Raw genomic sequence first — 19,352 nt, 5'->3', positions numbered from 1 at the left:
CGGTTCAGCCTACGAGGTGCCGGCGACGCTCAGGACGAGAGTGCGGACAGCCGCTCGGACACCCGCGTCCGGATGGCGTCGGCGATCTCGTCGATCGGCTGCGTGGCGTCGACGACGAGGAAGCGCTCCGGCTCGGCATCCGCCAACGAGAGGAAGGCGGCGCGGACCCGCTCGTGGAACGCGCTCTTCTCGGCTTCGAGTCGGTCGAAGGGCTTGTCGGCGGCATCCAATCGTTCCCGCGCGGTCGCCGGGTCGACGTCGAGGAGGACGGTGACGTCGGGCAACGCACCTTCGGCGGCCCACAGCGACAGGTCGCGGATCTCGCCGCCGTCCAGCACCCTTCCGGCGCCCTGGTAGGCGACGGAGCTGTCGAGGTAGCGGTCCTGGATGACGACCTCGCCGCGCGCGAGCGCGGGCCGCACGAGCGTCGCGACGTGGTGCGCCCGGTCGGCCGCGTAGAGGAGTGCTTCGGCGCGCGGGGCGATGTCGCCGCGGTGGTGCAGCACGATGTCGCGGATGAGCACGCCGACCTCGGTGCCGCCGGGTTCGCGCGTGCGGACGACGCTGCGACCCTGCTCACGGAGCCACCGCTCCAGCAGGGTTGCCTGCGTCGTCTTACCCGAGCCGTCGCCACCCTCGAGGGTGATCCAGAGCCCGGAGGTCACTTCTTCTTCGCCGCCGGCTTGCGTGCGGCGGGCTTGCGGGTCGTGCGCTTGGGCGCCGGCCCCTTCGCCCGCTTCTCGGCCAGCATCTGCACGGCGATCTCGAAGGTGATGTCGTCCGCCGTCTGCCCGCGCGGGATCGTGACGTTCGTGGTCCCGTCGGTGACGTAGGCGCCGAAGCGGCCGTCCTTGATGCGGATCGGCTTGCCGCTGACCGGATCGGCCTCGAACTCCTTGATGGAGGTCGCGGCGCGGTTCGCGTACTTGGGCTGCGAGTAAATCTCGAGGGCCTGCTCGAGCGTGATGTCGAAGATCATGTCCTCGCTGGCGATGCTCCGCGAGTCGGTGCCCTTCTTGATGTAGGGACCGTACGGGCCGTTCTGCGCCGTGATGACGGTGCCCGACTCGGGGTCGGCGCCGACTTCGCGCGGAAGCGACAGGAGCTTCAGCGCCGTCTCGAGATCGATCGTCTCGGGCGACATGCTCTTGAACAACGACGCACGCTTGGGCTTGGGTGCGACGACCTTCTTCGCACCGCGCTTGGGCTTGACCTCCTCGGCCGGCGCCTCCTCTTCGGGGAGGACCTCTTCGAGGTAGGGGCCGAAGCGGCCGTCCTTGATGACGACGTCGCGCCCGTTCTCGGGGTTCTGTCCGAGGACGCGGTCGCCGCCGACCGGCGCGTCGATCAGCTCCCGCGCCTTCTCCGGGGTGAGCTCATCGGGCGCGAGATCCTCGGGCACGTTGATGCGGCGCGGGGTCTCGGGGTCATCGCCCGGCACCTCGAGGTACGGCCCGTACCGACCGAACCGCAGGACCGCGACGTCGCCGATCTTCGTCGAGTTGATCTCGCGTGCGTCGATGTCGCCGAGGTTGTCGACGATGTTGCGCAGGCCCACGTGGTCCTTCGAACCGAAGTAGAACTCGCGCAGCCACGCGGCGCGATTCTGTTCTCCGCGGGCGATGGAGTCGAGGTCGTCCTCGAGCGCCGCCGTGAAGTCGTAGTCGACGAGGTCGGCGAAGTGCTCTTCCAGCAGGCGCACGATGCTGAAGGCGAGCCAGCTGGGCACAAGTGCCTGGCCGCGCTTGGACACGTACCCGCGGTCGAGGATCACGTCGATGATGCTCGCGAAGGTCGACGGACGACCGATGCCGTGCTCCTCGAGCGCCTTCACGAGCGATGCCTCGGTGTAGCGCGGCTTGGGGCTCGTCGCGTGCCCCTTCGGCTCGACGTCTGTCAGCGTCAGAGCGTCGCCGACGGCGAGCGACGGCAGCGACTGGTCGTCGGCGCGGTCGTTGTCGCTGCGCTTCTCGTCGCGGCCCTCTTCGTAGGCCTCGAGGAACCCCTTGAAGGTGTAGACGGTGCCGGATGCCGTGAACGTCGCCGTCTTGCCGGCGGCATCCGCGTCGATCGTCACGGTCGTGGTCTCGTACTTCGCGTCGGCCATCTGGCTGGCGACGGTGCGCTTCCAGATGAGCTCGTACAGGCGGAGTTCGTCGCGGTCGAGGCCGGAGGTGACCTCCTTGGGCGTCCGGAAGGTGTCACCCGAGGGACGGATCGCCTCGTGTGCCTCCTGCGCGTTCTTGGCGTTGTTGCGGTAGCTGCGCGGGTTCGCGGGCACGGCCTTGTCGCCGTAGAGCGCGACCGCCTGGGTGCGCGCGGCGGTGACCGCCTGCGCCGACAGAGCGGTCGAGTCGGTGCGCATGTAGGTGATGTAGCCCTTCTCGTAGAGCCGCTGCGCGACGCCCATGGCGTGCTTGGCGCTCATCGAGAGCTTGCGACCGGCCTCCTGCTGGAGGGTCGAGGTCGTGAACGGCGGCTTCGGGCTGCGCGTGCCGGGCTTGGCCTCGACGCTGACGACGGATGCCGCGCCCGACGCCTCGAGCGCTGCCGCCAGCTCGCGCGCCTGCTCCTCGGTGAGGACGACGACGGCCTTCTTCAGCGAGCCGGTGTCGTCGAAGTCGGTGCCGCGGGCCAACGGCGCGCCGTCGAGACGGGCGAGCCGGATGGCGAAGGCATCCGATCCCTTCACGGCGGTGGAGTCGACGTCCCAGTACGAGGCGGAGACGAACGCCATGCGCTCGCGTTCCCGCTCGACGACCATGCGGGTGGCGGCGGACTGGACGCGGCCGGCGCTCGTGCCCTGGCCGACCTTGCGGCGGGTGACGTCGGAGACGTCCCAGCCGTAGAGGCGGTCGAGGATGCGTCGGGTCTCCTGGGCGTCCACGAGGGCATGGTCGAGTTCGCGGGTGTTCTTCACCGCGGCCTGGATGGCGTCCTTCGTGATCTCGTGGAAGACCATCCGCTTGACGGGGACCTTGGGCTTCAGGGTCTCGAGGAGGTGCCACGCGATGGCTTCGCCCTCGCGGTCCTCATCAGTGGCGAGGAGGAGTTCGTCGGCGTTCTTCAGGGCTCGCTTGAGCTCGGTGACCGTCTTCTTGCCGCGGTCGCTCTCCACATAAAGAGGAGTGAAGTCGTTCTCGATGTCGATGGAGTACTTCCCGACGGAGGTCTTCTTCAGATCCGCGGGGATGTCCTTCTTGTCGGCGAGGTCGCGGATGTGTCCGACCGAACTCATGACTTCGTAACCGTCGCCCAGGTATCCCTGGATCGAGCGCATCTTCGTCGGAGACTCGACGATGACGAGCTTCTTGCCCTGTGCCACGTGGCGTCCTTTCTTCGTTGCACACCATACACACCGAGTTGTCAAGAGCGCGCTGAGAGCCCCGCCGTCCCGAGCCCTCAGGGCGACCCGGGTGGTGGCCCCGCGCGGGCGCGCGCCCGCGCGTCCAGGGGGCCGACGTCGATCGAGACCTCCACGGTCGCGATGAGTCCGTCGATCCGACACGCGGTGAGCGACGCGCCGTTCCTCGCCGCGACGTCAGCGGCACTCACGCACGGTTCTCCCGGCACGAGTCCCGACGCCGTGTCTGCGGCGGCGAGGGCCGCGGCGTCGGCCGCTCCCGCCGCCCGCGCCGAGGATGCCGCGGCCGCTCCGGCGGCGACGAAGCCGACGGCCAGGGTGGCCGAGACCGCCAGGACCCCGACGGTCGTCGCAGCGCCCGCCATCAGTCGATCTCCGGGGCGGCGAGCGCGCACGAGGATGCGCGGAGGTCGGGCAATGGCAGCGGCACTCCCGGCGCGGCGGAGAGGTCCGCGCACACGAGATCACCCTCGCGGCGAGTCGTGACGGCCGCGCCCGCGGCGAGGGCGGATGCCGCAGCCCGCACCCGCTCGGCGGGTTCCTCGCGGGCGGCGTACCGCGCAGCCTGGGCCGCGGCGTGCTCCAGCCGCACCTGCCGAGCCCCCACCGACAACGCGGAGACCGCCAGAACGATGACGAGGACGACGGCGGGGACCGTCACGGCGAACTCCGCCGCAACCGATCCCCGCTCGTCCCGCCTCATGAGACGGTGAGGGCGCGCCGGACCAGGTCGGTGAGGATGCCGCGCACCTCGTCCGAGCGCATGATGATCACCAGCAGCCCGGCGAAGGCGACGGCCGCCATCGTCGCGATGGCGTACTCCGCTGTCGCGGCGCCGGACTCGTCGGCGAACAGGTCGGCCGCGCGGCGGCGGGTCAGGGTGGGCAGGTCGTGGGATGTCATGATCTCCTCCGGTGTTGTGGGTGATGGGCACGTCTGGGCTCACAGCGTGAGCGGGGCCGAGGTGAGGACCGAGAGCAGCATCGGACCGACGCCGAGCAGCAGGAACGCCGGCAGGGTGCACACTCCGAGCGGAAGCAGGAGCCGTCCAGAGAGGGATGCCGCCCGCAGCCGCCCGTCGGTGCGCGCCGCCTGGCGGCGGGACGCGGCATCCGCTCGCAGCAGTTCGACGGCGGGCGCGCCCGCGGATCGGGAGAGGGCGAGGACAGAGGCGGTCCCGGCGGTGGGTTCGAGACCCGAGGCCGCCGCGACGACCTCGAGCGCCCGCGGGATCGAGACGCCACCCGAGAGGGCGATCGCGATCACCTCGGCATCGAGTCCGGGGATCTCGTCGCCTGGTTGCGCCCGTGCGACCAGTGCACGCGTCCACCGATGGGTGAGGAACATGAGCAGTCCCCCCGCGACGAGGCACACGGCGCCCGGCGGGGTGGCCAGGACTGAGAACGGGTCGAACCCCAGGGCGGCGCCGAGGCCGAGGGCCACGAGAGGGAGCCACGAGATGAGCCGCGCGGTCGTCTGCGGTTCGGCGAGAGCGGTGCGGACGTCGTCGCGCGCCTGATGAGCGTCGCGGAGCGCCTCGGCGAGACCTCGGAGACTCATCGCCAGCGGGGCTCCGACGACCGTCGCCACCTGCCAGGCGACGCCGATCTGCTGCCACGTGCCGCCGCGGTCGGCGAGGGCGGATGCGGCTGATCCCCCGGCATCCAGTCGTTCGCACACCGCCGCGGCCGTCTCGTCACCGGCGTGGGCGAGGTGGCGCCAGGCGGCGGCCGGCGCGATGCCGGCCTGCAGGAGGACGGCGAGGCGCTGGACGACGCCGGCGACCCCCGCTGCATCGGACGCAGCGCTGGCCTGGGCGGCTTTCCGCGCGTTCATGCGACGGCCTCGATGCCGAGGCGGTCGTCGCGCACGACGGGGCGCGCGATCCCCGTCACGCGGCGCACTCCGTCGCGTCCGCGCTCGATGTGGACGACGGCCCCGATCGCGCTGGCCGTCTGGCGCGCGAGGGCTCGATCATCCATCCCGGCGAGCGCACCCAACGCCTCCAGGCGGGCCGGGACCTCGGCGAGCCCGCTCGCATGGACCGTCCCCGCGCCGCCGTCGTGACCGGTGTTCAAGGCGGTGAGGAGCTCGCGGACCTCCTCACCCCGACACTCGCCCACCACGAGTCGGTCGGGGCGCATCCGCAGGGCTTCGCGCAACAGACGCCCGAGCGCGATCGCCCCGACGCCTTCGAGGTTGGCCTGCCGGGCTTCGAGACGCACGTGGTGCGGGTGGGCGATCCGGAGTTCCGCGACATCCTCGATCGTGACGATCCGCTCCGACACGGGAACGCGTCCGAGCAGTGCGGCGAGCAGCGTCGTCTTCCCGGCGCCGGTGGCTCCCGTGACGAGGACGTTGGCACGCTGGTCGACGAGCCGTTCGAGTCGGGCGCCCATCGCCGCGTCGAACGCGCCGCGGCGACCGAGGTCGTCGAGATCGGGCATTCCGGTACCCGGGAGGCGGATCGAGATCGTCGCTCCCGTGCACGAGATGGGCGGCAGGACCGCGTGGACCCGCACGCCGTGCTCCCAACGCACGTCCGCACAGGGCGTCGCGTCGTCGAGGTGGCGGCCCCCGAGCGCGATGAGCCCGACGGCGAGCTCACGCACGGCTTCTTCGTCGAGCGCCCAGTCCGGGATGCGCTCCGGTCCGCCGCCCCGGTCGACGTAGAGGCCGTCGGTGCCGTTGACGAAGACGTCAGTGACGCCGGGGTCGGCGAGGTACCGGCGCAACGGTGCGACCACCGGATGCCGCGGCACCGGTCGCGGCATCGCGGCGACTCCGGTGCCTCGAGGGGCGGCGATGAACGGATGCGGCATGCCCGGAACGCTAGGCGGACGCCTCCGGCCCCGGACCTTCGACGTCGCCGGGCGTGGACGGAACGACGGTGTGAACGCGTGTGCAGAAAGCGACGACCGCGACCGTGAAGGAAAAGAGAAGGGCGGCACCCATTGGGGGAAAGGGTGCCGCCCACGCAACCGCGCTTCAGGGGGGATCAGCGCGATCGCGAAACCGAATCGATGTTCGGGCGATAACGATCTTACGCTCATCCTGGCTGGGATTGTGCCGCACACATGCCCAGCGCGCCGCACCCACTATCGGCGGTAGTCGCGCTCCTTGAGCCGAACCTAGAGTTGCCGCATCGCCGCACGAGGCCACGATGGCCTGCACGCAAAGGAGCGCCGCATGAGCAGCCAGATCGACCACCTCCTGAACGAGACCCGACGGTTCGCGCCCTCCGCGGACTTCGCTGCCGCAGCGAATGCGCACGCGGACCTCTACGACGCCGCCGCGGACCGCGAGGCGTTCTGGGCGGAGCAGGCCCGCAACCTTCACTGGCATACTCCCTTCACGCGCACGCTCGACTGGTCGAACCCGCCCTTCGCGACCTGGTTCGAGGACGGCGAACTCAACGTGGCGTACAACTGCCTCGACCGCCACGTCGAGGCAGGCCTCGGCGACCGTGTCGCCCTGCTGTGGGAGGGTGAGCCCGGCGACGAGCGTCGCGTCACCTACGCCGAGCTCACCGACGAGGTGAAGCGTCTGGCCAACGTGCTGACCGAGCTCGGCATCGACGCGGGCGACCGGGTCGCCATCTACCTGCCGATGATCCCCGAAGCCGTCGCCGCCATGCTCGCCGTCGCGCGCATCGGCGCCATCCACTCCGTCGTCTTCGGCGGGTTCTCGGCCGACAGCCTGCGCTCCCGGATCGACGACGCCGGCGCGAAGCTCGTCATCACGAGCGACGGCGGGTACCGCAAAGGCAAGGCATCCCCACTCAAGCCGGCCGTCGACCAGGCACTCGGCGACCGCGGACACGGACCGCAGGAGACCGTCGAGCACGTCCTCGTCGTCAAGCGCACCGGCACCGAGGTGAACTGGGAGGACGGACGCGACCTGTGGTGGCACGATCTCGTGCCGGCGGCATCCGCTGATCATGTCGCGCAGCCGTTCCCGGCGGAGAACCCCCTCTTCATCCTCTACACCTCGGGGACGACGGGGAAGCCGAAGGGCATCCTGCACACGAGCGGCGGCTACCTCACGCAGGCGGCGTTCACGAACAAGGTCGTCCACGACCTGCACCCCGAGACCGACGTCTACTGGTGCACCGCCGACATCGGGTGGATCACGGGACACACGTACGTCACGTACGGTCCGCTCGCCAACGGCGCGACGCAGGTGATCTACGAGGGCACCCCCGACACCCCGCATCCGGGTCGATGGTGGGAGATCGTGGCGAAGTACGGGGTGACGATCCTTTACACGGCGCCCACAGCCATCCGCTCCTTCATGAAACTCGGCAGGAGCATCCCCGAGCAGCACGATCTGTCGTCGTTGCGCCTGCTCGGCAGCGTCGGCGAACCCATCAACCCCGAGGCGTGGATGTGGTACCGCCACGTCATCGGCGGGGATCGGACGCCCATCGTCGACACCTGGTGGCAGACCGAGACGGGCGCGATCATGGTGTCGGCGCTGCCCGGGGTGACCGAGACCAAGCCGGGCAGCGCGCAGGTGCCGCTTCCCGGCATCGGCCTCGACGTCGTCGACGATCAGGGCCAGGAGGTCGGCAACGGCAACGGCGGGCTGCTCGTGCTGACCGAACCCTGGCCGAGCATGCTGCGCGGCATCTGGGGCGACCCGGACCGCTTCAAGGAGACCTACTGGGACAAGTTCGCCGACAAGCGCTACTACTTCGCCGGTGACGGGGCGCGCCTCGACGAGGACGGCGACGTCTGGTTCCTCGGCCGCGTGGACGACGTCATGAACGTGTCGGGCCACCGCCTCTCGACGACCGAGATCGAATCCGCCCTCGTCGGGAACGAGGCCGTCGCCGAGGCAGCCGTCGTCGGAGCCTCGGACGAGACGACCGGGCAGGCGGTCGTCGCGTTCTGCGTCATCAAGGAGTCGTACATGAAGGCGAACTCCCTCGACGGGCTCGTCGACACGCTCCGCGCGTGGGTGGGCGACCAGATCGGTCCGATCGCGCGTCCGCGCGACGTCTACATCGTGACCGAGCTCCCCAAGACCCGCAGCGGCAAGATCATGCGCCGACTGCTGCGCGACGTCGCGGAAGGACGCGAGGTCGGCGACACGACGACCCTCGCCGACACCATGGTGATGTCCACGATCAAGGGGCAGGTGACGAAGAAGGACTGACCGCGCTCACCCCGCCGTGGCGGCGGGGACGACATCCCAGTGCTCGCGGATCAGTCCTCCGTCGACGCGGAAGATGTCGAGCGCGGCGTAGGGATCATCGGACGTGGCTCCGACGGCCTGCGACAGCGTCCACACGAGGTCGCCGTCCGCCAGCGACACGGTCGACGCCGTGGGCGGGAAGGACGCACCCCCGCCGAAGAACTGCTTGAGGGCGGCCGTCCCGTTCGGGGCGACGGGATTGTGCTGCAGGTAGTTCGGATCGAACGCACGGTCGAGGATGCTGACGTCGCGGTCCTTGAACAGCGTGTCGTACGCGTCGACGGCGAACACCCGATTCTTCTCCTCCTGCGTCTCGGTGGGTGCCGGCGACGGCGTGGCGGGCTTGTAGAGGTCGCTGAACATCGAGTTCGTGTTGCCGCTGGCGGCCTTGCCCTGCGCGACGGGTTGCTCGAAGGCCCAGCGCTCGACGATCTTGCCTCCGGACAGACGGAAGACGTCGGCGGCCGCGAGCCCGGTGCGCTCATCATCGGGGTCCGCGGTGATCTGATAGTGGACCGCGACCAGGTCGCCGTCCGCGGCCGTGTGCGTGATGACGACCTGCGCGCCGGGAACGCTCTTGTGCGCCGCGGCGAACTGGGCGAGCAGGCCCGCGGGCCCCGCTTCGGCGTTCCCGCCGTGAGCCACGGCATCCTTTGCGACGCTCACGGCAGCGGCGGCCTGAGCCTCCGCCGAGTCGGGGTCGTCGAAAGCCGCGGAGAAGAGCCGCGTGACCGCGGCCAGGTTGCTCCCCTCCGTCGCGGGATCATCGCGGTCCACCCGCGCACCGCCTGCGGTCGCGGATGCCGCCTGAGCGGAGGGTCCGACGTGGGGTGTGCCCGCCGCGGCCGCAGGTCCTCCTGCGGCGCACCCGGTCAGCAGAGCGGCACCGGTGAAGACGGCGGCCGTGCGGAGGAGAAGGGACGACGCGACGCGTGAGCTGGTCATGGCGACAGCGTGACGCGGGCGTCTGAGTGCACGTTCCCGACGAGGTATCAGCTCGCTGGGAAGATGCACTCGGTTCAAGAAAGCGAGAAGACGACCTCGACCTCGACGGGGCTGTCGATGGGCAGAGCCGCCACACCGACGGCGGAGCGGGCGTGTCGACCCGCGTCGCCGAAGATCTCACCGAGCACGGTGCTCGCTCCGTTGATGACGGCGGGGTGACCGGTGAACTCCGGCACGGATGCCACGAACCCCGTCACCTTCACGACGCCGGTCAGCCGGTCGACACCGCCGACCGCGGCGGCCGCGGCGGCGATCGCGTTCAGCGCGCACTGCCGCGCGAGCGAAGCGGCCTCGTCCGCGGACACGTACCCCTCGCCGTCGCCCACCTTGCCCGTCGCGGGCATCGCGCCATCGACCATGGGGAGCTGACCGGACGTGTAGACGAGGTCGCCGTGAACCTTGGCCGGGATGTACGCGGCGAGCGGCGGGACGACGGAGCCCAGCTCGATGCCCAGCTCGGCGAGGCGTGCGGTGACCGACATCAGCCCTGACCGAACTGACGAGCCGCCACAGCCGCGGCATCCAGTCCCGCGTTGGCGGAGCCGTCGCCGCCCGAGGGACGCTTGAAGTAACCGACGAGGCCGCCTTCGGGGCCGGTCACCACCTGAACGAGCTCCCACCCCTGCTTGCCCCAGTTGTTGAGGATCGCCGCGGTGTTGTGGATGAGCAGCGGCGTGGTCATGTACTCCCACGTGGTCATTCGGGTCTCCCGGAGGTCGTGACTCGCGCGCCCGGACGGGCTCGACACAGGGACGGTCACCAAGGCATCGCCCAGCAATCTCCCTTACGATCAGCCTATGCCCCACTCGAAACGTACGGCCACCGGTGTGCTCGGAGGCCTGATGGGCCTCGTCGGCTTGAGCACCGTTGCGGGTCTCCTCGTCACGGCAACGATCACCCCGGCGATCGCGGTGTCCGGGTATGCGGCGTCGAGCGCGATCGAGATGTTCGACAAGATGCCGAGCTACCTCAAGATCGAGAAGCTCATGCTTCCGACGACGATCTACGCGAAGAACGACGACGGCAAGGACGTCAAGCTCACCGAGTTCTACGACCAGAACCGCATCCCGGTGACGTTCGATCAGGTCGCCCCGGTCATGTACGACGCGATCCTCTCGAGTGAGGACAAGAACTTCTACACGCACGGCGGCATCGACCTGCTGGGCACGCTCAGCGCGCTGGCGCGCAACGCGAGCTCGGGATCGAACCGCGGTGGCTCCTCGATCACGCAGCAGTACGTCAAGAACGTCCTCCAGCAGTCGTGCGAGGCGGAAGCCGTGGGCGCTGAGCAGGTTCGCGCGTGCTACGAGGAGTCGACGGCGAACAAGGGCACGCAGGGCTACCAGCGCAAAATCCAGGAGATGCGTTACGCGATCCAGCTGGAGAAGGAGTACTCGAAGGACGAGATCCTGATCGGGTACCTCAACATCGCGCACTTCGGTGGCACCGTCTACGGCATCGGCGCCGCGGCTCGCCACTACTTCGACACGACGCCCGACAAGCTCACGGTCGCTCAGGCGGCCGTCATCGCCGGCATGGTGCAGGAGCCGAACACGCTCCGCATCGACAAGCCGGGCGGCACGCTCACTGCGAAGGACGGCTCCCCTGTCAACGGCGAGGCCGACGGCTACCGCCTGACGAAGATCCGACAGGACTACGTCCTTAACCGCCTGCTGAAAGACAACAAGATCACGAAGGCTGAGCACGACGAGGCCATCAAGGCCCCGATCACCCCGAAGCTGACGTCACGTCCCCAGGGCTGCTCGGAGGCGAAGGGCGAGGAGTTCTTCTGCGCCTACGTCACCTCGATCATCCGGACCGACCCGGCCTTCGGTGAGACGAAGGAGGACCGGCTCGCGGCGCTTCGTCGTGGTGGTCTCAGCGTCTACACGACGCTCGACACCTCTCTCCAGTCGGCCGCGAACAAGGCCATCTCCGTCGTTCCCGGAAGCGTCTCGTACATGAACCTCGGCGCATCAGGTGTGCAGGTGGAGGTCGGAACCGGCCGCGTCCTGTCGATGGTGCAGAACCGTCCGTGGAGCGACCAGGCGGACGACAAGACAACGACCCAGGTCAACTACAACGTCCCCGTCAAGAACGGTGGCGGCAGCCACTCGGCGGGTTCGACCTACAAGGTGTTCAGTCTCATCAACTGGATGCAGCAGGGCCACTCTGTCAACGAGGTACTCAATGGACGCGTCGGCGAGAAGACAGTGCTGACCGGCTGTGAGGGGGGTACGCAGGAAGTCAAGACCGGTGAGGGCAAGGGCGCGATCGGAAACTTCGAGGGGAACCGTGGTTACACCGGGACGGTCGCCCGATTCACAAAGGACTCGCTGAACTCCGGCTTCCTCACGATGGCTGAGAAGATCTCCGTCTGCAGCACCAACCGCGTCGCCGGAGACCTCGGAGTCACCCTCGGCGACGGAAAGCCGCTGGATCAGTTCAACAACCCCTACGACGTCCTCGGGTCGCAGGCCGTCGCCCCGATCGACATGGCGAACGCCTATGCGGCGATCGCCTCGAACGGCACCCTGTGCGCCGCGAAGGCCATCGATCGCGTGGTCGACGCCAACGGCGATGAGCGTCCGATCCCTGACACGAAGTGCGAGCGCAAGATCAGCGAAGACGTGGCTGCCACGGCCGCATACGTGCTGCAAAGCGTGATGAGCGCCAGCGGCACCGGAAGTGGTGCGCGGACGTTCGACGGAGTACCGATCTTCGGAAAGACGGGCATCCACCAGTTCCTGCACACGTGGATGATCGGCTCCAGCACGAAGGTGACGACAGCGGTCTGGGTCGGCAACGTGGCGGGAGACGAGCGTCTCGAGAACCACTATGAAAGCGGCTACCGCCTGTCCCGCATCCGTAACTCCATCTGGCCCGCCATGCAGCGCGCCGCTAACTCGGAGTTCGGCGGCGGCGAGTTCCCGAAGCCGGCGAGCGAACTGACCAAGCGGTCGTATGCGAGTTTGCCGAGCGTCATCGGTCTCGACACCGACGCCGCTCGCCAGCGGATCGAGGACGCCGGCTTCAGCGTCAGCGTCGGCGACCCGGTGCCGTCCCCCGAGGCGGAGGGCACGATCGTCGAGCAGTCGCCCGGCGCGGGCCGTGTCGTGTCGGGAACGACCGTCACGATCAGCCCGAGTGATGGCAAGGGCGTCGTCGTCCCCGGCGTCAGCGGCAACCCGAAGGACGCCACCGCGGCGCTGAACGCAGCCGGGTTCTCGAACGTCACGCTGAGTTGTACCGACGACCCGGGCGCGCCGACGCAGGGCGTCGTGACCGGAACGGATCCCGCCGCCGGCGAGACCGTCGCTCGAGACGCCGCCATCACCCTCAACTACCAGGCCAAGGCCTGCGACGGCGGGGGCGGTAACGACGGCCCGGGCAACGGCAACGGCAACGGCGGCCCCGGCAACGGCAACGGTCCGTGAGGCCCGCCGCACAGACCGCCCTCACTGCGCTCGGCGCGGTGGGGGCGGTCGGCGTCGCTGCCGGCGTCTGGGGCGTCGGCATCGAGCGCTACCTCTTCACGCTCCGCCGCCATGACCTCCACGTCCTGCCGCCGGGCAGCCCGTCGGTGACCGTCCTGCACCTGTCCGACGCGCACATGGCGCCGTGGCAGCATCGCAAGCAACGCTGGATCGCAGAGATCGCCGACACGGTGCAGCCCGACCTGGTGATCAACACGGGCGACAACCTCGGTCATCAGGACGGGCTCGGCGGCATCCGTGCGGCCTTCGCTCCCCTGCGCGGCGTGCCGGGCTTCTTCGTCCACGGGTCGAACGACAAGATCGCCCCGAGCGCCCGCAACCCCTTCAAGTACTTCGAGGGACCGTCGACGCACGTCGAATTCACGCCCTCGCTCGACACCGACGCGCTCGACGACTTCCTCACCGGACTCGGCGAGACACTGATCGACAACACGGCCGCCAGCATCCGTGTCGGCGGAGTCCGGATCGATGCGCTGGGTGTCGACGACGCCCACCGCGAGCTCGACGACCTCGACGCGGCATCGGCCGCCTTCCGCGCGCTCGGTGACGACGCGAGCGTCCGCCTCGGGGTCACGCACGCGCCCTACCAGCGGGTGCTCAACGCGTTCACGGATGCCGGTGCCGGCCTGATCCTCGCCGGGCACACGCACGGCGGTCAGGTCCGCATCCCGTTCGCGAAGAAGGCCCTCGTCTCGAACTGCGACATCCCCCTCGATCAGGCCCGCGGCCTGACGCGGTGGTCGCACGACGGACGGACGGTGCCGCTCAACGTGAGCGCGGGTCTGGGCCATTCGATCTACGCCCCGGTGCGCTTCGGGTGCCGGCCCGAGGCATCCGTCCTGGTCCTCCGCGCCCGACGCGCCGACGATTCGCCCGAGGGGCGGTCGGCAGGGTAAGCTTGGAGGGTTGCCACGGGGTGTGGCGCAGCTTGGTAGCGCGCGTCGTTCGGGACGACGAGGCCGCAGGTTCAAATCCTGTCACCCCGACCGCAGAGAGGCTCCGCCGGATACCGGCGGGGCCTTTCGCATCCCTCCCCGGAGGGGCCATCTCACCTCCCTCGAAACGGAGCATCATGACCTCTCCCCGCCTCGTCGCGTTCGACCTCGACGACACGCTCGCTCCGTCGAAGACGGCCATCGATCCGCGCATGGGCGACCTGCTCCTGCGTCTCGCAGAGCGCGTCGAGGTGGCGATCATCTCGGGCGGTCAGCTGCAGCAGTTCCAGACTCAGGTGGTCGACCGGCTCCCCGAGACGGATGCCGCGACCCTCGACCGTCTGCACCTCATGCCCACGTGCGGCACGCAGTACTACCGCCTCACGACGGACGGCATCGAGACGGTCTACGCGCTCTCCCTGACCGACGACGAGAAGTCCCGCGCCCTCGCCGCGGTCGAGGAAGAAGCGACGCGCCTCGGCCTCTGGGAGAGCGAGACCTGGGGTCCGATCCTCGAGGACCGGGGCTCGCAGATCACCTTCTCTGCGCTCGGTCAGTCCGCTCCCCTGGACGCCAAGACGGCGTGGGACCCCACCGGCGAGAAGAAGAACACCCTGCGCGACGCCGTGGCCGCCCGCATCCCGGACCTCGAAGTCCGTTCCGGCGGCTCGACGTCGGTCGACATCACGCACCGCGGTATCGACAAGGCCTACGGCATGCGCAAACTCGCGGAGCAGACCGGCATCCCCCTCGGGGACATGCTCTTCGTGGGCGACCGCCTCGACGAGCACGGCAACGACTACCCCGTCCTGGCCATGGGTGTGACCTGTCACGCCGTGGAGGGCTGGGAGGACACCGCCGCGTTCCTCGACGAGCTGATCCCGACCCTCTAGGCCTCAGCGCAGGCGTCCGCCCGATTCGCGCAGGTAGCAGCGCGCGCACATCGACTCGTACGTGACCCGGTCGGGCGACAGCTCGTCGATCGCGACCTGGTTACCGTCGAAGACGAAGCGCCCGCTGACCAGGCGCGCGTTGAAGAGTGCCTTGCTGCCGCAGCGGCAGATCGTCTTGAGCTCTTCGAGGCTGTGCGCGAGTTCCATGAGTCGCGCCGACCCCGGGAAGGCCCGGGTCTGGAAGTCCGTGCGGATGCCGTAGGCGAGCACCGGGATGCCGTCGCTCACCGCGACCCGCAGGAGGTCGTCGATCTGCTCGGGCTGGAGGAACTGCGCCTCGTCCACGAGCAGGCAGGCCACGTCGGTGCGGACGTCGGGCACGAGAGCCGCCTCGGCCTCGCGCTGCACGCGACGGCGGTGCTCGGCGAACAGCTCGCGGGCGTCGTCGTCCGGACCGATGAGGAAGTCGACCGTGCGTTCGACGCCGAGACGGCTCGAGATCTGGTCGGCACCCTTCGTGTCGATCTCGGGCTTCGCGAGAAGGACGTGCTGGCCGCGCTCCTCGTAGTTGAACGCCGCCTGCAACAGGGCCGTCGACTTGCCCGAGTTCATCGCGCCGTAGCGGAAGTACAGCTTCGCCACGGGCGCGACTCAGACGTTGATCTGCAGCGCGGCTGCCGTCTTCTGCAGCACCTGGTGAGCGGTGTCAGGAGCACTGTTGAGCGTCTGACCGTACGTCGGAATCAGCTCCTTCAACGTCGGCTCCCACGCGGCGAGGCGGTCAGGGAAGCAGGTCTTCAGAAGACCGAGCATGATCGACGCACCGGTGGAGGCACCCGGGGACGCACCCAGGAGGCCCGCGATCGAGCCGTCGGCGGAGCTGACGACCTCGGTGCCGAACTGCAGCACGCCGCCCTTCTTCGGGTCCTTCTTCATAACCTGCGCGCGCTGGCCGGCCTGCAGCAGCTCCCAGTCCTCGTCGCGCGCGCTCGGCATGAAGTCGCGGAGGGAGTCGACCTTCTTGCCGTGACCCTTCAACAGCTCGCTGACGAGGTACTTGATGAGGCCGGGATTGTCGATGGCGACCTTGAGCATCGGGAGGATGTTGCCCGGGCGCACCTGGGCGACGATGTCCGTCATCCGGCCGTTCTTCAGGAACTTCGGGCTGAACGTGGCGAACGGACCGAACAGGAGGGATGCCTCACCGTCGACGACGCGGGTGTCGAGGTGCGGGACAGACATGGGTGGCGCGCCGACGGAGGCCTGCGAGTAGACCTTCGCCTTGTGCTGCGCGACGAGCTCGGGCTTCGAGGTCTTCAGCCACTGGCCGCCGATCGGGAACACGCCGTAGCCCGAGATCTCGGGGATGCCGGAGCGCTGCAGGAGCTTGATGGCCCAGCCGCCCGCACCCACGAAGACGAACCGCGCCCGCACCTTTCCGGGCGTCCGGCCGACCGTCTGGCGGTAGGTGACCTCCCACGTGCCGTCCTTCTGGCGCTTGAGGTTCCGTACCTCTCGGTTCGTCTCGACATCCACACCGGAGGCGGCGAGGTGCTCGAAGAGCTGCCGGGTGAGCGAGCCGAAGTCGACGTCGGTGCCCGCGGGGACGCGGGTGGCCGCGAACGGCTCGCCCTTGCGACGCTTCTGCATGAGCAGCGGCGCCCACTCGTTGATGACGCGGGAGTCCTCGGAGTACTCGATGCCGGCGAACAGAGGCTGTTCCTTGAGCACCTCGTAGCGCTTCTTGAGGAACGCGACATCCTTCTCGCCGCGGACGAAGGTCATGTGCGGCGTCGCGTTGATGAAGGTGGACGGCTCGTCGAGGACGCCGCGCTCGATGAGGGCGCTCCACAGCTGACGCGACTGCTGGAACTGCTCGTTGATGCCGATCGCCTTCGAGGGATCGATCGTGCCGTCGGAGGACTCGGGCGTGTAGTTCAGCTCGCAGAGGGCGGCGTGGCCCGTCCCCGCGTTGTTCCACGCGTTGGAGGACTCCTGCGCGACCTCGGAGAGGCGCTCGAAGACGCCGATCTTCCAGTCCGGCTCGAGCTGCTGCAGGAGGGTGCCGAGGGTGGCGCTCATGATGCCGCCGCCGATGAGCAGCGCGTCGTACGTCTCCGTCGGACTCACTGCGGCGGGGCTGGTCGCCGCGGCGTTCTCTGCGGCGTGATCGTCTGCTCCGGGATTGTCAGTCACGGTCATCCAGTCTACGTCGCCGCTACGGCCCGGGTCGCCGCCCGCCGCCGGTCGAGGCGGCAGGAATGCGTGTTCTTTCCCCTGATGAAAGGCGGATGCCGGGGGCCCGACCGCGCGCGGCGGGACCCGGCATCCGTCTCAGACGCGGGCGGCCAGGTCGGCGGCGACGAGCTCGGCGATCTGGACCGCGTTGAGCGCGGCGCCCTTGCGGAGGTTGTCGTTGCTGATGAAGAGCACGAGACCCTTGCCCTCGGGCGCGGACTGGTCGGCGCGGATGCGTCCGACGAGGCTCGGGTCGGCTCCGGCCGCCGCCAGCGGCGTGGGGACGTCCGCGAGGGCGACACCCGCGGCATCCGCGAGGACCTCACGGGCACGGTCGGGCGTGATGTCCTCGGCGAACTCGGCGTGGATCGAGAGCGAGTGGCCCGTGAAGACGGGGACGCGCACGCACGTGCCGGCGACACGGAGGTCGGGGAGCTCGAGGATCTTGCGGCTCTCGTTACGGAGCTTCTTCTCCTCGTCGGTCTCGTTGTCGCCGTCCTCGACGAGGTTGCCGGCGAACGGGATGACGTTGAACGCGATGGGGGCGACGTACTTCTCCGGTGCCGGGAAGTCCACGGCGGAACCGTCGTGGACCAGGCCGATCGCCCCGCCCTGAGCGACGACCGACTCGACCTGGCCGAGGAGCTCCTCGGCGCCGGCGAGGCCGGAGCCCGAGACCGCCTGGTATGTGCTGACGGTGAGCCGGACGAGGCCCGCCTCGACGTGCAGCGGCTTCAGGACGGGCATCGCGGCCATCGTCGTGCAGTTCGGGTTGGCGATGATGCCCTTGGGCAGGTCGTGGATCGCGTGCGGATTGACCTCGCTGACGACGAGCGGCACCTCGGGGTCCATACGCCAGGCGCTCGAGTTGTCGATGACGACCGCGCCGGCCTCGGCGAAGCGGGGAGCGTGGGCGCGCGATCCGGTCGCCCCCGCCGAGAAGAGGGCGATCTGGATGCCGCTGGGGTCCGCCGTGGCGACGTCCTCGACGAGGATCTCCCGGCCGTCGACCACGATCGTGGAGCCCGCCGAACGTGCCGTCGCGAACAGACGCAGCTCGCGGATCGGGAAGGCGCGGTCGACGAGGATGTCGCGCATCACCGTCCCGACCTGGCCGGTGGCGCCGACGACGGCGACGGAGAATCCCGATTCGGAGAAGACGGTCATGGTGCGGTTCCTCGAGGGTGCGGCGCCGCGCGACGGGACGTCGCGGCAGGGCGCAGGAGAGCGGGTTCCGGCGATTCTACCGGCGCACCGGGTACCGCGATCCGCATGTGTCGCCGCGGGACGTCACACCCACGCGCTGAGCTTCTCGGGGTTCCGCATCATCCAGACATGGGTGATCCGCTCACCGTCGGTGGCGAAGGTGACGGCGGCGACGATGACGCCGTCGACCCGGATCGCATAACCGAGCCCGTCTCCGGTGATGGCCGGTTCGTAGGTCGCGGTCGGCTGCTTCGCCGCGAGCCCGAGAAGGAAGCGCGCGACGTGGTCTGCCCCGCGGACCGGCCGCCGCGCGGCGGACACGATCCCGCCACCGTCGGAAACCAGGACGACGTCGGGCGCGAGCACACGGACGAGGGCGTCGAGACTCCCGCTCGCACTCGCCGCCGCGAAGGCTGCGATCAGTTCGTCGTGACGACTCCGCGGGACGCTGGCCCCCGCGCGGCGTCCGACGTGACGACGAGCGGATGCCGCCAGCTGGCGGCACGCGGCCGCGGACCTCCCCAGCACCCCGGCGATCTCGGCGAACGGCACCGCGAACACCTCGTGCAGCACGAACGCCACGCGCTCGGCGGGGGTGAGCGTCTCCAGCACCAACAGCAGCGCCGTGGACACTTCCTCCGCCCCGACGACGACGGCGGCGGGGTCGCCGCTCGCCGTGCCGACCGGAATCGTCTCGGGCAGCCACTCCCCCACGTACGTCTCATGCCGGACTCGCGCGGAGCCGAGGACATCGAGACAGATCCGCCCCGTCACGCGCATGAGCCAGCCGCCGGGGTTCTCGATGGCCTCGCGCTCGCCCGCGTCCAACCGGAGCCACCGGACGTAGGCCTCCTGCGCCGCGTCCTCGGCGTCGGCCAACGTCCCGAGCATGCGGTAGGCGGCGGCGACGAGCGTACGGCGGTAGGCGTCCACGTCGCCGATCCGGCGGGTCGCGGCATCCGTCATGACGATCTCCGTCCCGGGCCTCACATTCGCGGAGGCTGCGTCGTCACCA

At 69.5% G+C, this 19,352-nt stretch carries 18 protein-coding genes and 1 tRNA gene; 5 read left to right on the top strand and 14 right to left on the bottom strand.

What is annotated here, in order from left to right; translation table 11 throughout:
* Nucleotides 1–29 precede the first annotated feature (29 nt).
* The 7 genes from tmk to H286_RS0110975 all read right to left on the bottom strand — a co-directional run bounded on the left by tmk (nucleotide 30) and on the right by H286_RS0110975 (nucleotide 6,186).
* Nucleotides 30–665 (bottom strand): dTMP kinase, encoded by a 636-nt coding sequence (tmk, locus tag H286_RS0111005; protein ID WP_020098198.1) that lies wholly within the window; start codon nucleotides 663–665, stop codon nucleotides 30–32.
* Nucleotides 662–3,325, bottom strand: a complete 2,664-nt coding sequence (topA, locus tag H286_RS0111000) for a type I DNA topoisomerase (protein WP_020098197.1) — start codon at nucleotides 3,323–3,325, stop codon at nucleotides 662–664. Before topA ends, tmk begins: the two co-directional genes overlap by 4 nt.
* 77 nt (nucleotides 3,326–3,402) lie before the next feature.
* Nucleotides 3,403–3,729, bottom strand: a complete 327-nt coding sequence (locus H286_RS0110995; RefSeq protein ID WP_020098196.1) for an Rv3654c family TadE-like protein — start codon at nucleotides 3,727–3,729, stop codon at nucleotides 3,403–3,405.
* On the bottom strand, nucleotides 3,729–4,025 hold the full coding sequence (locus H286_RS0110990) for a TadE family type IV pilus minor pilin (RefSeq protein ID WP_018187054.1): 297 nt from the start codon (nucleotides 4,023–4,025) through the stop codon (nucleotides 3,729–3,731). Before H286_RS0110990 ends, H286_RS0110995 begins: the two co-directional genes overlap by 1 nt.
* Nucleotides 4,026–4,063: 38 nt before the next feature.
* Nucleotides 4,064–4,267 (bottom strand): DUF4244 domain-containing protein, encoded by a 204-nt coding sequence (locus H286_RS0110985; RefSeq protein ID WP_018187053.1) that lies wholly within the window; start codon nucleotides 4,265–4,267, stop codon nucleotides 4,064–4,066.
* A gap of 39 nt (nucleotides 4,268–4,306) precedes the next feature.
* On the bottom strand, nucleotides 4,307–5,200 hold the full coding sequence (locus H286_RS0110980; RefSeq protein ID WP_020098195.1) for a type II secretion system F family protein: 894 nt from the start codon (nucleotides 5,198–5,200) through the stop codon (nucleotides 4,307–4,309).
* A complete protein-coding gene (locus H286_RS0110975; RefSeq protein ID WP_020098194.1) occupies nucleotides 5,197–6,186 on the bottom strand; it encodes a TadA family conjugal transfer-associated ATPase in 990 nt (329 codons plus the stop codon). The genes H286_RS0110980 and H286_RS0110975 overlap by 4 nt, the downstream gene beginning before the upstream one ends.
* A gap of 367 nt (nucleotides 6,187–6,553) precedes the next feature.
* On the opposite strand from H286_RS0110975, the gene acs reads away from it, so the two are divergent.
* On the top strand, nucleotides 6,554–8,524 hold the full coding sequence (gene acs / locus H286_RS0110970) for an acetate--CoA ligase (RefSeq protein ID WP_020098193.1): 1,971 nt from the start codon (nucleotides 6,554–6,556) through the stop codon (nucleotides 8,522–8,524).
* A gap of 6 nt (nucleotides 8,525–8,530) precedes the next feature.
* Here acs and H286_RS0110965 read toward each other — a convergent pair whose 3' ends face one another.
* The 3 genes from H286_RS0110965 to H286_RS0110955 all read right to left on the bottom strand — a co-directional run bounded on the left by H286_RS0110965 (nucleotide 8,531) and on the right by H286_RS0110955 (nucleotide 10,268).
* Nucleotides 8,531–9,508, bottom strand: coding sequence for a nuclear transport factor 2 family protein (locus H286_RS0110965; RefSeq protein ID WP_020098192.1), 978 nt, complete (start codon nucleotides 9,506–9,508; stop codon nucleotides 8,531–8,533).
* Nucleotides 9,509–9,582: 74 nt separating this feature from the next.
* Nucleotides 9,583–10,050, bottom strand: a complete 468-nt coding sequence (locus tag H286_RS0110960) for a RidA family protein (RefSeq protein ID WP_020098191.1) — start codon at nucleotides 10,048–10,050, stop codon at nucleotides 9,583–9,585.
* Complete coding sequence (locus H286_RS0110955; protein WP_018187046.1) at nucleotides 10,050–10,268, bottom strand: DUF4177 domain-containing protein; 219 nt, start codon at nucleotides 10,266–10,268, stop codon at nucleotides 10,050–10,052. The genes H286_RS0110960 and H286_RS0110955 overlap by 1 nt, the downstream gene beginning before the upstream one ends.
* 97 nt (nucleotides 10,269–10,365) lie before the next feature.
* Between H286_RS0110955 and H286_RS0110950 the strand changes: the two genes are divergently transcribed.
* From H286_RS0110950 to H286_RS0110935, 4 genes are all read left to right on the top strand, one after another.
* Nucleotides 10,366–13,005, top strand: coding sequence for a transglycosylase domain-containing protein (locus H286_RS0110950; RefSeq protein WP_018187045.1), 2,640 nt, complete (start codon nucleotides 10,366–10,368; stop codon nucleotides 13,003–13,005).
* Entirely contained in the window at nucleotides 13,002–13,961 is a 960-nt protein-coding gene (locus tag H286_RS0110945; protein WP_020098190.1) for a metallophosphoesterase, read from the top strand. Before H286_RS0110950 ends, H286_RS0110945 begins: the two co-directional genes overlap by 4 nt.
* 16 nt (nucleotides 13,962–13,977) lie before the next feature.
* Nucleotides 13,978–14,051, top strand: a tRNA-Pro gene (locus tag H286_RS0110940).
* A gap of 86 nt (nucleotides 14,052–14,137) precedes the next feature.
* Nucleotides 14,138–14,893, top strand: a complete 756-nt coding sequence (locus H286_RS0110935) for an HAD-IIB family hydrolase (protein WP_020098189.1) — start codon at nucleotides 14,138–14,140, stop codon at nucleotides 14,891–14,893.
* 3 nt (nucleotides 14,894–14,896) lie between these two features.
* On the opposite strand, the gene H286_RS0110930 is transcribed toward H286_RS0110935, so the two are convergent.
* The 4 genes from H286_RS0110930 to sigJ all read right to left on the bottom strand — a co-directional run bounded on the left by H286_RS0110930 (nucleotide 14,897) and on the right by sigJ (nucleotide 19,327).
* Nucleotides 14,897–15,535 (bottom strand): thymidine kinase, encoded by a 639-nt coding sequence (locus H286_RS0110930; RefSeq protein ID WP_020098188.1) that lies wholly within the window; start codon nucleotides 15,533–15,535, stop codon nucleotides 14,897–14,899.
* Between the two features lie 9 nt (nucleotides 15,536–15,544).
* Nucleotides 15,545–17,095 carry a malate:quinone oxidoreductase gene (locus tag H286_RS0110925; RefSeq protein WP_020098187.1) on the bottom strand — a complete coding sequence of 517 codons (1,551 nt, stop codon included), beginning with the start codon at nucleotides 17,093–17,095 and terminating at the stop codon, nucleotides 15,545–15,547.
* Between the two features lie 132 nt (nucleotides 17,096–17,227).
* Nucleotides 17,228–18,298: an aspartate-semialdehyde dehydrogenase gene (locus H286_RS0110920; protein ID WP_018187040.1), complete on the bottom strand. Its 1,071-nt coding sequence runs from the start codon at nucleotides 18,296–18,298 to the stop codon at nucleotides 17,228–17,230.
* 123 nt (nucleotides 18,299–18,421) lie between these two features.
* Nucleotides 18,422–19,327: an RNA polymerase sigma factor SigJ gene (gene sigJ, locus H286_RS0110915; protein ID WP_442852495.1), complete on the bottom strand. Its 906-nt coding sequence runs from the start codon at nucleotides 19,325–19,327 to the stop codon at nucleotides 18,422–18,424.
* Between the last annotated feature and the right edge of the window lie 25 nt (nucleotides 19,328–19,352).

Source organism: Microbacterium sp. 11MF, assembly GCF_000383475.1.
In the GTDB taxonomy this organism is placed as follows: domain Bacteria; phylum Actinomycetota; class Actinomycetes; order Actinomycetales; family Microbacteriaceae; genus Microbacterium; species Microbacterium aquilitoris.
Note: the sequence above shows the minus strand (reverse complement) of the source record. Positions and strands in the feature narration are given on the sequence as shown.

Bases quoted from the DNA above. Each gene is read 5' to 3' on its own strand.
- H286_RS0110995 (WP_020098196.1), bottom strand. From the start codon at position 3,729: ATGGCGGGCGCTGCGACGACCGTCGGGGTCCTGGCGGTCTCGGCCACC.
- H286_RS0110985 (WP_018187053.1), bottom strand. From the start codon at position 4,267: ATGACATCCCACGACCTGCCCACCCTGACCCGCCGCCGCGCGGCCGAC.
- H286_RS0110980 (WP_020098195.1), bottom strand. From the start codon at position 5,200: ATGAACGCGCGGAAAGCCGCCCAGGCCAGCGCTGCGTCCGATGCAGCG.
- H286_RS0110975 (WP_020098194.1), bottom strand. From the start codon at position 6,186: ATGCCGCATCCGTTCATCGCCGCCCCTCGAGGCACCGGAGTCGCCGCG.
- acs (WP_020098193.1), top strand. From the start codon at position 6,554: ATGAGCAGCCAGATCGACCACCTCCTGAACGAGACCCGACGGTTCGCG.
- H286_RS0110965 (WP_020098192.1), bottom strand. From the start codon at position 9,508: ATGACCAGCTCACGCGTCGCGTCGTCCCTTCTCCTCCGCACGGCCGCC.
- H286_RS0110960 (WP_020098191.1), bottom strand. From the start codon at position 10,050: ATGTCGGTCACCGCACGCCTCGCCGAGCTGGGCATCGAGCTGGGCTCC.
- H286_RS0110955 (WP_018187046.1), bottom strand. From the start codon at position 10,268: ATGACCACGTGGGAGTACATGACCACGCCGCTGCTCATCCACAACACC.
- H286_RS0110950 (WP_018187045.1), top strand. From the start codon at position 10,366: ATGCCCCACTCGAAACGTACGGCCACCGGTGTGCTCGGAGGCCTGATG.
- H286_RS0110935 (WP_020098189.1), top strand. From the start codon at position 14,138: ATGACCTCTCCCCGCCTCGTCGCGTTCGACCTCGACGACACGCTCGCT.
- H286_RS0110925 (WP_020098187.1), bottom strand. From the start codon at position 17,095: ATGACCGTGACTGACAATCCCGGAGCAGACGATCACGCCGCAGAGAAC.
- H286_RS0110920 (WP_018187040.1), bottom strand. From the start codon at position 18,298: ATGACCGTCTTCTCCGAATCGGGATTCTCCGTCGCCGTCGTCGGCGCC.